A 12,673-nucleotide genomic window follows, 5' to 3' on the forward strand; every position below is an offset into this window, starting at 1 on the left:
TTACTCCTTGTAAACTTCCTGTAAGGTCACCTGGGTATTGGCGTTGGCGCCATAGCCGCGCGCCGTGATGCGGTAATAGTTCACTTCCTGTTTCCGGTAGGGCTCGATCAGGTAGCGCGGTTGCTGGCTGACAGAGGGAAGCGCGGGTGCCGCGCTATAGGTGCCATAAGCCACACTGGGGGCAGCACTAAGACTGAAATCAGTGTAGACAGGATGGCCTGCAGGCCGTTCTACACAGGCAATGCCAGGGGCATTAATTATACAGCACAAGCCGTCAGTGCATGTGGCATCAGCGCCGGTCTTTCCGGAAATACAGCCAAAGGTTCGTTGCGTGCTGGCGATTGTTCCATCGATTTCCCGGCACAGGATATCTCTCTCGGCATCGCGCAATGCGGCTTCCGCTGCCTGTAGCGCAATATTCCGGTCGCGCGCGTTGCCTGACATGCGCTCTTCCATGGTGCTAGTCTGCATCGCGGTAACGCCAAGCAGGGTCAGGATAACGAGGAAAATCAATCCCGTAACCAGTGCTGCGCCGGACTGCAAGCCGGCAACTGGTGTGGCTTGACGCGCCAGCTGGAAACCCATTTGTTCAGCATTCCATGATGGCGAGGACAATAAGTTTTGGCGAATCATGATTTCTTCCAGTCCCGGGACTACGAAGTACGGTTACGCAAATTGTAAGTGGCGCTGAAGGCACGCCGGATACGCCAGTCAGTTGCGGTGACCAAGTTGCCATTGCAATCAATATAGGTCTGCTTCTGGGGAGCGAGGCTATCTTCGCTCGAGCGTATCAGTACACATAGCCGCACCGAACTGACATTAGCCATTACAGCAGTTCCCGCCACAACATATTTACTGCCGTCACCATAAAGGATTTGCATGTCTTCGACATCATCCAGCATCACTTGCGATGCCGCGCTGCCATTTCCGAGGCAAATCAACTGCTTGCTGGCGTTGATGGAAAATGCATTCACCGCCCGGCCGCCCGGTGCGGCGGCATTGAGACAATCGGTGACCGCATCGTAACTGACCGTGATGCTGTCCGGAGTCCCGTTTGTGCCTGTGATCGCGGTGCCACTAAAACTGATGGCGGAGGGAGCCGCATATATCGGGGCGGGAGGTGCAAACGAAATATTGGTATAGCCTGCTTCACGGATGTTGCGGCCCAGCAGTTCCATGGCGAAACGGCCATTTTCCTGCAGGCGGGAGAGATTGTCCTGGGAGCGGTAAGTCTGCTTGGCGCCAACGAAGAGTGTGCCGATCACGGCGACAAGAAAAAGACCAATAGTCATGGCAACCATCAGTTCCACCAGCGTCAGGCCGGATTCTTTGCTCTTTTCCCGATAAGTGGTCATTGGCATTTTATTGGGCTCAGCCTGGAAAACGAGATTCAAAATGTCAGATTTCATGGCGCCACCCATACATCGAAATTGCGCGAAATGGTGCCATTGGTCGCGCACCCGGTTTCTCCCGTGGTGCACTTTTCAGACCAGCTGACCCTGACGCAGAAGCGGTTGCTCGCGGCATTCAGGGTTGCACAATCCGCATTGGCGCGATAGACGCTACCACTGCCCCCGGGAAGCAGGGCCGCATTGGCGGTATTCCAGGCAAAGCGGTCATACTGCGCCATTTGGGATGAATCGCAGCCAGTCGATATGCAACTGGGGTCCGATCCAACGCCGGTGGCAATACTGTTGTAAGAACCGGCTCCGACCCCCGTCATGTTGGCCCGCATCCGGTCAGCCATGTCGTAGGCCTGCTGGGTAGCAATCGAGCGCAGATAGGCCGTCTGGTTGCTTTTCAGCCCGACAGCCTGTAACCCGGCCAAGCCCAGGAGCCCAAACGAAATCACTAGAATGGCAATCAGCACCTCCAGCATGGAGAAGCCATCTTGTCGTTTCTGTTGCGGCAATCGCATCCCGGCATACATAACTGGCAACCTTCCTTGTTATGGGCAGACGCTGGCAGTTTTGGCGACACTCGCCCTGCCTGTCAAGCTGACTGAAATCAAGCGCCCTGTATATCCGCTGTAACAGAGGGTGAAAACCCCGCTCGAATCACTGGTACCCGTTGAACGGTATTGAATTTCAGCATTATTTGTAAAACCTGAGCCCACCAGTGCAAAACCAGTTTTAAGCGCCTCGTGCTCGCGCAGCGCCTCGCCTGCATCAATAGCCGCGTTTGCGTTGGCATCCACCCAGATCGTCCAGCCACTGCCGAAATCAGCGCCTGCCGCAGTCACACGTACGCTTGTCCCGCGCTTGATAGCCTCACTCCGGGCCAGGGCAAGCCCGGAAATAAAATCATTCGCCTGAGTCGAAATACTGTTATTAATAATCAAATCTCTAAAGCTGGGCACAGCGATTGCCAAGAGCACCCCGGCGATCGCGATGGTAATCATCATCTCGATCAAGGTAAAACCGCCTGTGGAGGTTTTTTTCATATCCGAATGAACGCCTTTTTAAGTTGATTCGATCATAATTTAAAATGTTGGCACGATGCTAGCACGAAATGACAAACGGTTGCCTGAATGGGATAAGTGGTCAAACATGAAAGTAAAGTTGTGACGCATGACATCATAATCATCGGCGCGGGTGTTGCAGGATGCGCTACAGCCCTGGAGCTCGCGAGTCAGGGCGCACGAGTACGGCTAATTGACCAGGGCGGTTTGGGACAGGAATCCTCCTGGGCTGGAGGAGGAATACTGTATCCCCTTTTGCCGTGGGATTACGTTGATGCCGTCAACCAACTGGTAAAGCAGAGCATTGCCTTATTCCCCTCCTGGGCCGAGAAACTGCGTGCGGAAAGTGGCATCGATCCCGAATACCGGCAATGCGGCATGCTGGTGTTGCCTGCTTTTTCCGCAGATAGCGCACGAGCATGGTGTAACACCCATGACACCTGGCTGGAAACATCAGGAGCACGGAAGGTCATTCCTGAACTGGCCACAGACGAAGATGCCTTATGGCTTCCTGACGTCACGCAGGCCCGCAACCCGAGGCTGCTCAAAGCTTTGCGGTGCCGATTGGAACAGCTTGGCGTCGAAATCTCCGAGCACACCGAGGTCACGGGGTGGAGAAACGATGGCGAGAAAATCACCGCTGTTGAGACAAACCAGGGCACCCTCAATGCAGGGCGTTATGTCGTCACCTCGGGCGCATGGAGCAAGGCCTTGCTGGGCGAATACTCGCTGAATCTGGATATCCGCCCCATTCGTGGCCAGATGCTGCTGTTCAAGACAGAGCCGGGCATTTTGCGCACCATCATTCTGAAAAACGGCACTTACCTGATTCCTCGCCTGGATGGCCACATTCTGGCGGGCAGCACACTGGAAGACGTGGGCTTCGACAAAACCACGACGGAAGAAGCCAAAGCCATGCTCTATGCTCGGGCCACCGAGATTCTGCCGCTGCTAAAAAGCACGCCCCTGGTCCAGCACTGGTCCGGGCTGCGCCCTGGCTCGCCGGACAACATCCCCACCATCGATCGCCACCCGCAACTGGAAAATCTGTATCTCAACAGCGGTCATTACCGCTACGGCGTCACCATGGCGCCTGCCAGCGCGGAAATCATGGCCAATCTGATTCTGGGGCGGCCTCAGGCAATCGACATTACCCCTTACCACTGGCCGGTCGGCACAAAATAAATTACATTCTCATACTCACTTGAATATAGGGATTTGTCATGTCCGACCGCAAAGCGTACTGGGAACAAATCTACTCCACCCGCAAGCCGCATGAAGTCGGCTGGTTTCAGGCCTATCCGGAAATTCCGCTGCACCTGATTGCCTCGACCGGCGTGGACAGGAATGCAGCCATTATCGACGTGGGCGGCGGCGCCTCCAACCTGGTGGATGCCTTGCTGGAAAACGGCTACAGCGATGTGACTGTGCTCGATCTTTCCGCTGCCGCGCTGGAAGCCACCAGGGCCAGGCTCGGAGAAGCGTCAAGCAGGGTGAAATGGCTGGTCGAGGATATCACCTGTTTCAACCCGCCGCGGCAATACGATGTATGGCACGACCGGGCAGTATTCCATTTCCTCACCGAGGCCTCGGACCGCCAGCACTATATGGAAGCGGCCCGCGCCGCCCTGCCCCCCGGAGGAAATCTCATCATGGCGGCCTTCGCGCTCGATGGCCCGCCCCAGTGCAGCGGGCTGGATGTGGTGCGCTACAGCCCGGAAAGCCTGCAACGGGAAGCCGGTGATGGATTTACGCTTGCAGAATCCTTTGGCGGCCTCCATATCACCCCTTCCCAGGGCAAGCAGTCTTATACGTTTTGCCGCTTTATCCGGAAGTAAAACCCGCATGAACAAACCCCAAATCAAACTGGGCGCCACATACAGTAATGGCTGCTTCCACAACCACTGGGAAGTGCGCCAGGTTCTGGCACAGGGCGTAACCTGTGAGCACGAGAACACGCCGGATTGCGTGAAATACAAGGTATTGGCAGGCCCGCAACGGCGGCGCAGCTTCATCTGCAGCGAGGAAGAGTTCTCGCGCTGGGTGCGTTATGAAGTCGCCCGAGACGAGAATTCCTGGTTCAAGATCGAGAGTGTGGACTAGCAGTCAGTCACGTTGAATTTCATGGTTGTAGGTCGGGCTTTAGCCCGAAATGTCGGGTTAAAACCCGACCTACGACGTGTTGACGTTACTACTAACCCAGCCTGGCCAGCTGCACCCGCAGTTTCTCCAGCATCGCGCCAAAGCTCACCATCCGCTCCTTTTCCTGCTCCACCACAGCGGCAGGCGCGCGTGCGACGAAGCTCTCGTTGCCCAGCTTGGCGTGGGCCTTGGCGATTTCGCCTTCGAGGCGCGCGATCTCCTTGGACAGGCGCGCCTGTTCGGCTTCCTTGTCCACCTCGATCTTGAGCATCAGGCGCACATCGCCCACCACTGCGACCGGCGCATCTGCGTCCGGCAGTTCGCCTTCCACGATGGTGATTTCAGAGATCTTTGCCAGCGCCTGGAGGTAGGGAGCCAAAGCGGAAATATCGCCCAGCGCGACCAGCGGCACTTTCTGCGCGGGTGAAATATTCATTTCACCGCGCAGGGCACGGCAGGCGTTAACCATTTCCTTGAGCTGCGCGGCCTGAGCCATGGCAACGGCATCCACCCTGCCCGGGTCGGCCTGCGGATAGGCTTGCAGCATGACACTCTCGCCACTCCTGTTCGCCAGCGGAGCCACTTTCTGCCACAGTTCCTCGGTGATGAAGGGGATGATGGGGTGAGCCAGGCGCAGCAGGGTTTCCAGCACGCGCACCAGGGCGCGGCGCGTGGCCCTTTGCTGCGCCTCGTTGCCACCCGCGATCTGCACCTTGGCCAGTTCCACATACCAGTCGCAGTACTCGTCCCAGGCAAATTCGTAGATGGCGCGCGCCGCCATGTCGAAGCGGTAGGAGCCGAACGCCTCGGCCACGTCCTGTTCGGCCTGCTGCAGGCGGCCGATGATCCATTTGTCCATGTCCGAATACTGCAGGGGCAGGCTTTCATCCTGTCCGCAATCCTTGCCTTCGGTATTCATCAGCACAAAGCGGGTGGCATTCCACAGCTTGTTGCAGAAATTGCGGTAGCCTTCGCAGCGCTTGAAGTCGAACTTGATGTCGCGCCCGTGCGAAGCCAGGCTGGCAAAGGTGAAGCGGATGGCGTCCGTGCCGAAGGAGGCGATGCCTTCTGGGAAATCCTTGCGCGTACCTTTTTCGATCGAGGCCGCCTGCTTCGGATTCATCAGGCCGGTGGTGCGCTTCTGCACCAGGGTTTCCAGTTCGATGCCGTCGATCAGGTCGATCGGGTCGATGACATTGCCCTTGGACTTGCTCATCTTGTTGCCGTGCATGTCGCGTACCAGGCCGTGCACATACACTTCCCTGAACGGCACCTGGTCGGTGAAATGCAGCGACATCATGATCATGCGGGCGACCCAGAAGAAAATGATGTCGAAGCCCGTGACCAGCACGCTGGAAGGCAGGAAAGTCTTGAGTTCGTCCGTCTGTTCCGGCCAGCCCAGGGTGGAGAACGGCCACAGCGCTGAGGAAAACCAGGTGTCGAGCACGTCCTCGTCCTGGCGCAGGTTCTTGCCCGCACCGGCCTGCTGCTGCGCCTCGGCGAGATTGCGCGCGACGTAGAAGTTGCCGTCCTCGTCGTACCACGCCGGGATGCGGTGCCCCCACCACAGCTGGCGCGAGATGCACCAGTCCTGGATGTTTTCCAGCCACTGGTTGTAGACGTGGGTCCAGTTTTCCGGCACGAATTTCACTTCGCCCTTGGCCACCACGTCCAGGCCGCGCCTGGCCAGCCCTTCCATGGCCACGTACCACTGGTCGGTGAGCATCGGCTCGATCACGGTGTGGGTGCGGTCGCCGCGCGGCACCATGAGCTTGTGCGGCTTGGCGGCCACCAGCAGGCCTTGCACCTCGAGGTCGGCTACGATTCTCTTGCGCGCCTCGTAGCGCTCCATGCCCTGGTATTCTGCCGGGGCCAGGTCGTTGATCCTGGCATCCAGCGTCAGGATGCTCATCGGCTCCAGGTGATGGCGCTGGCCCACCTGGTAGTCGTTGAAATCGTGCGCGGGGGTGATCTTGACGCAGCCGGTACCGAATTCCTTGTCCACATAATCATCGGCGATGATGGGGATGGTGCGCTCGCACAGAGGCAGGCGCACGTGCTTGCCGACCAGGTGCCGGTAGCGCTCATCCTCGGGATGCACCGCTACCGCCATGTCGCCCAGCATGGTTTCGGGGCGGGTGGTGGCAACGATCAAGGCCTCAGCGCAGCCTTCCACCGGGTAGCAGATGTGCCACATGAAGCCGTCTTCTTCTTCCGAAATCACTTCGAGGTCGGACACCGCCGTCATCAATACCGGATCCCAGTTGACCAGGCGCTTGCCGCGATAGATCAGCCCTTGCTCGTAGAGTTTGACGAAAACTTCCGAAACGGCCGTGGACAGACCCTCGTCCATGGTGAAGCGCTCGCGCGACCAGTCGCAGGAGGCGCCGAGGCGGCGCATCTGGCGCGTGATGGTCGAGCCGGACTGTTCTTTCCATTCCCAGACTTTTTCCAGGAACTTCTCGCGCCCCAGGTCGTGGCGGGAAATGCCTTTTGCATCCAGCTGCCGCTCCACCACGATCTGCGTGGCGATGCCGGCGTGGTCGGTGCCCGGCTGCCACAGGGTGTTCTCGCCCTTCATGCGGTGGTAGCGCACCAGCGTGTCCATCAGGGTGTCCTGGAAGGCATGTCCCATGTGCAGCGTGCCGGTGACGTTGGGCGGCGGCAGCATGATGCAGTAGGCGGCCTTGTCCGGCGCGGTGGTGGCGCGAAAATAGCCGCTGGATTCCCAGCGGGGATACCAGTGCGCCTCGATGGCGGCGGGTTCAAAGCTTTTGGCGAGTTCCATGGTGCAAGAAGGGGCTGGCTGAAAAGGGAGGAATTATAGCCTAATCATCGGCATCATTGGCGCGGCCAGCCATCGCACCGGGCTGCTTCCGCAATTCCTCGGCAACCGCCTCGCGCACCACCGATTCCAGTTGCATGGAAAACTGGTCCAGCATGCTGGACATCGCCCGGTCCATGGCGGAAGCAATATGCCCGGAAAGCCGCTGATCGAGAATTTCCAGAATCCGCCGGTCAAGATTCTCCAGCGACTGGCCACTCAGGCTGAGGGGGGGGGCAGGTGAAAAATCTTCGGGCACTGGCTTGGCATCGGCATCTTCCAGCAGCAGGAACGGAAATTCGCTCATGACCGGCTTGTCTTCCACCACCTCGGTCAACACGGGAATGATATCTTCCTCGACCTGAACCTCTTCCGTCAGCACCGGAAAATCCATTGGCGGGGGTATGGCAGGCGCCTTTTCAAGCCTGTCGTAGTGCCGCTTCAGCAAAGCGTCCATCTTGGCGAGAACGTCGTCGTGCGCGGAGCGAGTGGAATCCATCGTCATGAGTGACGCTTGCCGGTCTGGCTCATGTCGTGAGAACGGATTTCATAGCCCCGGTCGCGATAGAAACGGAAACGCTCTCGCGCCGCCTCGCAGTCGGCCTCATCAGTAGTCACGATCTCGATCAGGCGTTGAAAACGGCTGAAAAAGGCCGGCCTGCCGCCGCTCAGATTGAGCAGCACCTGCTCATGCAACAGCTCTCCCGGATCGTAATCGACGATGACCGGCGTCACCGCAGCCAGTTCGTCGCGGGCGCGGCAGTGTGGCAGGAAGCCGGTGGCGGGAACGTTCCACAACAGCTGGTCCATCCTCACCGCATGACCCTCGTCGGATGTCAGCACCAGCACGCGCAAGCCTTGCTCCAGCGCCTTGGCGCTGAGCTTGCAGGCAAGCAGCTGCTTGTCCTGAACGTGGGTGTAAAAGTCGATTTGGGTCATATCATCATGTATGGCGGGTTACGCTACGCTAACCCACCCTACATTGTTTTCTTAATTTGCCTTAGTTTGCTCGGCGCGGTTGAGCAGAAAATGCACCAGCAAGGGCACCGGCCGCCCGGTGGCGCCCTTTTCCTTGCCCGACTTCCAGGCCGTGCCGGCAATATCCAGATGCGCCCATTCATATTCCTTGGTGAAGCGGGAGAGGAAGCAGGCCGCCGTCACCGTACCACCCGCGCGGCCGCCGATATTGGCGATATCGGCAAAATTGCTCTTCAGCTGCTCCTGGTACTCATCCCACAGCGGCAGCTGCCAGGCACGGTCATAAGTCTCCTCGCCGGCATGCAGCAGTTCGCGCGCCAGCGGGTCGTGATTGGCCAGCAGCCCGCTGGCCTGATGGCCAAGGGCGATAACGCAAGCGCCGGTCAGGGTGGCAATATCCACCACGGCCGCCGGTTCGAATCGGGCTGCGTAAGTCAGCGCATCGCACAGGATCAGGCGCCCTTCGGCATCGGTATTGAGAATCTCGATGGTCTGGCCGGACATGCTGGTGACCACGTCACCCGGCTTGTTGGCATTGCCATCGGGCAAGTTTTCGCAGGTCGGAATGATGCCCACCACATTGAGCGGCAGCTTCATCTGCGCAATAGCCATGAATGTGCCAAGCACGCTCGCAGCGCCGCACATGTCATATTTCATCTCGTCCATCTCTGCTGCGGGCTTGAGTGAAATACCACCGGCGTCAAAGGTAATGCCCTTGCCGACCAGCACCACCGGCTTCTGCCCTTTCTTGCCCCCGGCATGGTGCATCACGATCAGCTTGGGCGGCTGGCGGCTGCCCTTGGCGACGGAAAGGAAGGAACCCATCTTGAGCTCTTCCAGTTGCTGCTGCTCCAGCACCTCAACCTTGAACCCCTGGGCCTTGGCCAGTTCCTGCGCCTGCTCGGCGATGTGGGCCGGAGTACAGATATTGCCCGGCAGATTGGCCAGATCCTTGGCCAGATTCATGCCCTGGGCAATTGCCAGTCCCTGCTGCATGGCATTTTCGCCAATCGCCAGCTCATTGCGGCGCGGAACGTTCAGCACCATCTTGCGCAATGGGCGGCGCAATTCATCCTGCTTGCTCTTGAGGCGGTCGAAGCGATACACGCTTTCCACCGCCATTATCACCGCCTGTTCAATTTTCCACGCCAGTTCACGCTTCTTCACTGGCACTTCGGTCAGATACATTACTGCTTCGGTAGCACCCGTTTCATTCAGGGTTTTGACTGCTGCGCTGACCGCCTGACGGTATTCCTTGTCGCGAAATTCACGCTCCTTGCCCAAACCGACCAGCAGCACGCGGTCGCATAGGGTATTGGAAACATTATGCAGCAACAGCGTGCTGCCCAGCTTGCCGTCCATATCCCCGCGCCGCAAGATATCGCTGATGAAAAAGCCGGAAATGCGGTCCATGAGGTCCGCCGCGAGAGAAAGCTTGCGATGTTCGAAAACACCCACCACCACGCAGGCGGTGCGCTGTTTTTCCGGACTGCCGCTTTTTATGCTAAATTCCACGTAATGCTCCTTTTGTCCCAAGTTGACAAAATTTGATCAGAAGCCAAATTATCCTCAGTCTTGACCAACAAAGTCAAAGAAAACCCAAAACATGATTTTCCGGCGCGCATTATTGCGTGAACTCTTCAGTAATGCGGCAACAGTATTCATCGTGCTTCTCGCGATCAGTTTAACCACACAGTTGGTCCGCCTGCTGGGCAAAGCTGCCAGCGGCACACTGGCAAGCGAGGCCGTGCTGGCATTTCTGGCATTCAGCGTGCTCAATTTTCTGCCAGTACTGCTGTCACTCACCCTTTTCATCACGGTATTGCTGACCCTGACGCGCAGTTACCGTGACAATGAAATGGTAGTGTGGTTCAGCTCCGGCCAGAGCCTGACTGCCTTCATCAGGCCGGTGCTCGCCATTGCGGCGCCCGTGGCGCTGGTGGTTGCGGTATTGAGCCTGTTTCTGTCTCCCTGGGCACTGCAGAAGCAGAACCTCTATCGCAGCCAGATTGAAAGCCGCGACGACGTGGCAACAGTCGCCCCTGGCGTATTCAAGGAATCCAAACACGCTGACCGGGTATTTTTTGTGGAAAGCTTTGCTGGCGAACAAAACACGGTGAGCAATATTTTCATGCAATCCGCGGAAAACCTGAAGCAGGGTGTCATGTTTGCCCAGCATGGCTACCAGAATGTCGCAAAAAATGGCGACCGTTACCTGGTACTGCTGAACGGAAGACGTTACGAAGGATTGCCGGGCTCGGCGGAATTCAAGATCGTCGAATTCGAGCACTACGCGGTTCGCATTGAACCTCATGAAGCCAAGCTCACAGCGCCTTCTTCAAAATCACTTTCTCTGCTTGAACTCATAGGCAACAAGTCGCCACCCAATATTGCGGAACTGCAATGGCGGTTTTCCCTGCCGTTGAGCGTAATTTTGCTGGCCCTGCTGGCGATTCCCCTGAGCTTCGTCAACCCGCGCGCGGGACGCTCTCTTAACCTGATGCTTGCCCTGATTACCTACCTCATTTACAGCAACTGCCTCAGTATCGCCCAGGGTCTGGTGGCGCAGGGCAAGCTGGAACCGGTTCTTGGACTATGGGTGGTGCATGCGGTCCTGGCTGTTTTGCTGTTGATCCTGTTTTACCACCGCTTGCGGGTATCACCTTCACTGTTTGCACGTTTGAGGCGGGCATCATGAAAATTTTGCACCGCTACCTGGCCAGGGAAATTTTCGCCAGCACGCTATTTGTTTTTGCCGCCCTGCTCTCCCTGTTTGCTTTCTTTGACCTGATTCAGGAACTGGGTGACCTGGGCAAGGGACATTATCGCCTGCCGCAAATTCTGGCCTTTGTTGCCCTGGGCTTGCCCGGACATATTTATGGATTATTTCCCATTGCAGTCCTGATCGGCACTTTGTTCGCCCTGGCCCAGTTTTCCGCCAATTCCGAATTCACGGTCATGCGTATTTCCGGTCTCTCCACGCAGCGTTTTGCCTTGTCGCTGATGCAAACCGGCCTGATTTTTGTATTGCTGACCCTGTTATTTGGAGAAATCATCACCCCGGCGGCTGAACGGATGGCCCAGCAACTCAGGCTCAAGGCAACCAGTTCGGTGGTCGCGCAGGAATTCCGTTCCGGGCTATGGATCAAGGATGCCCAGAGCTTTGTCAACGTGCGTGAAATCCTGCCGGACACGACCTTGCTGGGCGTCAAGATTTTCGAATTCGATCAGGACTATCACTTGAAAACAGTGAGCTACGCCGATCGCGGCCACCACGAAGAAGCTGGCCGCTGGCTGCTGGAAGATGTCAGCCAGACCCACTTCAAGGGAGAAAAAGCCGTGGCTGAGAAGCTGCCGCAACTCTCGTGGAACTCGGTGTTGAACCCGGACATTCTTTCAGTGCTGCTGGTTGTGCCGGAACAGATGTCAGCCTGGAACCTTTACCAGTACGTCCAGCACCTGCGCGACAACAAGCAAAAAACAACGCGCTATGAAATTGCGTTGTGGTCCAAGCTGGCCTACCCCTTCGCCACCCTGGTCATGATGATCTTTGCCTTGCCATTCGCCTATCACCAATCACGTAGCGGCGGGGTCAGCGGCAAGATCTTCGTGGGCATCATGGTCGGCCTGTCATTTCATTTGCTCAACCGGGTCTTTGCCCATCTCGGCCTGCTCAATGACTGGCCCCCCCTTTTCAGCGCATCCTTCCCCGCGCTCGCGTTTCTTGCTGCGGCACTGGCAATGCTCTGGTGGACAGAAAGGAGATAGCGGTCAGCGGTCAGCTTTCAGTTGATGAGGATGATTTTTGTCTTGCTCAGGCGGTCGTGGAGAAACTGCCGTTCATGATCGAACAGCGCCCATAGAATGCCGACCCCCAACAAGATACCGGGCAGGGCGAGTGCAAAGCGCAATAATGCCTGCCGCAGGGTCAGCGGCGCGCCGTCCGCATTCACCAGGCGCAGATGCCAGGTTTTCATCGCCAGCGTTTGTCCGCCACGCAGCCAGAACCAGATGAAATAGGCTGCCACAACACCCAGCAAATAAATCTGAAACGCCCCTCTTGCCAATGACGTCGTGCTTCCCTGGGTCAAACCGACGAACAGAAACCCGGCCAGAAACAGCACGGCGACCAGCAACAAACTTTCATACAACATGCTGGCCAGACGCCTGAGAATCCCGGGGTAAGTCACATTTCCGGACCTGTTTTCCACAGAACTACCGGGCGGGAACAACAGAAGGCGCAACGGGCAAGGGCACAACATTCGCAG

At 57.5% G+C, this 12,673-nt stretch carries 14 protein-coding genes; 5 read left to right on the forward strand and 9 right to left on the reverse strand.

All coding sequences use genetic code 11. From position 1 onward, the window contains the following. From WC392_07470 to WC392_07485, 4 genes are read right to left on the reverse strand one after another with little or no spacing between them, the layout of a single operon-like run. Nucleotides 1-633, reverse strand: a complete 633-nt coding sequence (locus WC392_07470; GenBank protein ID MFA5242199.1) for a pilus assembly protein — start codon at nt 631-633, stop codon at nt 1-3. Nucleotides 634-653: 20 nt separating this feature from the next. Then, nucleotides 654-1,409, reverse strand: a complete 756-nt coding sequence (locus WC392_07475) for a PilW family protein (protein MFA5242200.1) — start codon at nt 1,407-1,409, stop codon at nt 654-656. Continuing rightward, the gene (gene pilV / locus WC392_07480) at nt 1,406-1,918 is read right to left on the reverse strand and encodes a type IV pilus modification protein PilV (GenBank protein ID MFA5242201.1); all 513 of its coding nucleotides are present in this window, start codon (nt 1,916-1,918) and stop codon (nt 1,406-1,408) included. The genes WC392_07475 and pilV overlap by 4 nt, the downstream gene beginning before the upstream one ends. A gap of 30 nt (nt 1,919-1,948) precedes the next feature. Continuing rightward, nucleotides 1,949-2,443 (reverse strand): GspH/FimT family pseudopilin, encoded by a 495-nt coding sequence (locus WC392_07485; protein ID MFA5242202.1) that lies wholly within the window; start codon nt 2,441-2,443, stop codon nt 1,949-1,951. Nucleotides 2,444-2,563: 120 nt separating this feature from the next. Between WC392_07485 and thiO the strand changes: the two genes are divergently transcribed. From thiO to WC392_07500, 3 genes are read left to right on the forward strand one after another with little or no spacing between them, the layout of a single operon-like run. Next, a complete protein-coding gene (thiO, locus tag WC392_07490) occupies nt 2,564-3,646 on the forward strand; it encodes a glycine oxidase ThiO (protein MFA5242203.1) in 1,083 nt (360 codons plus the stop codon). Nucleotides 3,647-3,684: 38 nt separating this feature from the next. Beyond that, a complete protein-coding gene (locus WC392_07495; protein MFA5242204.1) occupies nt 3,685-4,299 on the forward strand; it encodes a class I SAM-dependent methyltransferase in 615 nt (204 codons plus the stop codon). A gap of 7 nt (nt 4,300-4,306) precedes the next feature. After that, the gene (locus WC392_07500) at nt 4,307-4,564 is read left to right on the forward strand and encodes a hypothetical protein (protein MFA5242205.1); all 258 of its coding nucleotides are present in this window, start codon (nt 4,307-4,309) and stop codon (nt 4,562-4,564) included. 91 nt (nt 4,565-4,655) lie between these two features. On the opposite strand, the gene WC392_07505 is transcribed toward WC392_07500, so the two are convergent. From WC392_07505 to WC392_07520, 4 genes are read right to left on the reverse strand one after another with little or no spacing between them, the layout of a single operon-like run. Beyond that, complete coding sequence (locus WC392_07505; protein ID MFA5242206.1) at nt 4,656-7,391, reverse strand: valine--tRNA ligase; 2,736 nt, start codon at nt 7,389-7,391, stop codon at nt 4,656-4,658. Nucleotides 7,392-7,431: 40 nt separating this feature from the next. Beyond that, complete coding sequence (locus WC392_07510; GenBank protein MFA5242207.1) at nt 7,432-7,932, reverse strand: hypothetical protein; 501 nt, start codon at nt 7,930-7,932, stop codon at nt 7,432-7,434. Then, on the reverse strand, nt 7,929-8,366 hold the full coding sequence (locus WC392_07515; GenBank protein MFA5242208.1) for a DNA polymerase III subunit chi: 438 nt from the start codon (nt 8,364-8,366) through the stop codon (nt 7,929-7,931). Before WC392_07515 ends, WC392_07510 begins: the two co-directional genes overlap by 4 nt. A gap of 51 nt (nt 8,367-8,417) precedes the next feature. After that, a complete protein-coding gene (locus tag WC392_07520; protein MFA5242209.1) occupies nt 8,418-9,920 on the reverse strand; it encodes a leucyl aminopeptidase in 1,503 nt (500 codons plus the stop codon). A 91-nt stretch (nt 9,921-10,011) separates the two neighbouring features. On the opposite strand from WC392_07520, the gene lptF reads away from it, so the two are divergent. Both lptF and lptG read left to right on the forward strand, forming a co-directional pair. Then, nucleotides 10,012-11,103 (forward strand): LPS export ABC transporter permease LptF, encoded by a 1,092-nt coding sequence (gene lptF / locus WC392_07525; protein ID MFA5242210.1) that lies wholly within the window; start codon nt 10,012-10,014, stop codon nt 11,101-11,103. Next, a complete protein-coding gene (lptG, locus tag WC392_07530; protein ID MFA5242211.1) occupies nt 11,100-12,173 on the forward strand; it encodes an LPS export ABC transporter permease LptG in 1,074 nt (357 codons plus the stop codon). The genes lptF and lptG overlap by 4 nt, the downstream gene beginning before the upstream one ends. Before the next feature lie 17 nt (nt 12,174-12,190). On the opposite strand, the gene WC392_07535 is transcribed toward lptG, so the two are convergent. Then, a partial coding sequence (locus tag WC392_07535) for an RDD family protein (GenBank protein MFA5242212.1) occupies nt 12,191-12,673 on the reverse strand: 483 nt, incomplete at its 5' end.

Origin of the sequence: Sulfuricella sp. (assembly GCA_041651995.1) — a bacterium.
Classification (GTDB): domain Bacteria; phylum Pseudomonadota; class Gammaproteobacteria; order Burkholderiales; family Sulfuricellaceae; genus Sulfurimicrobium.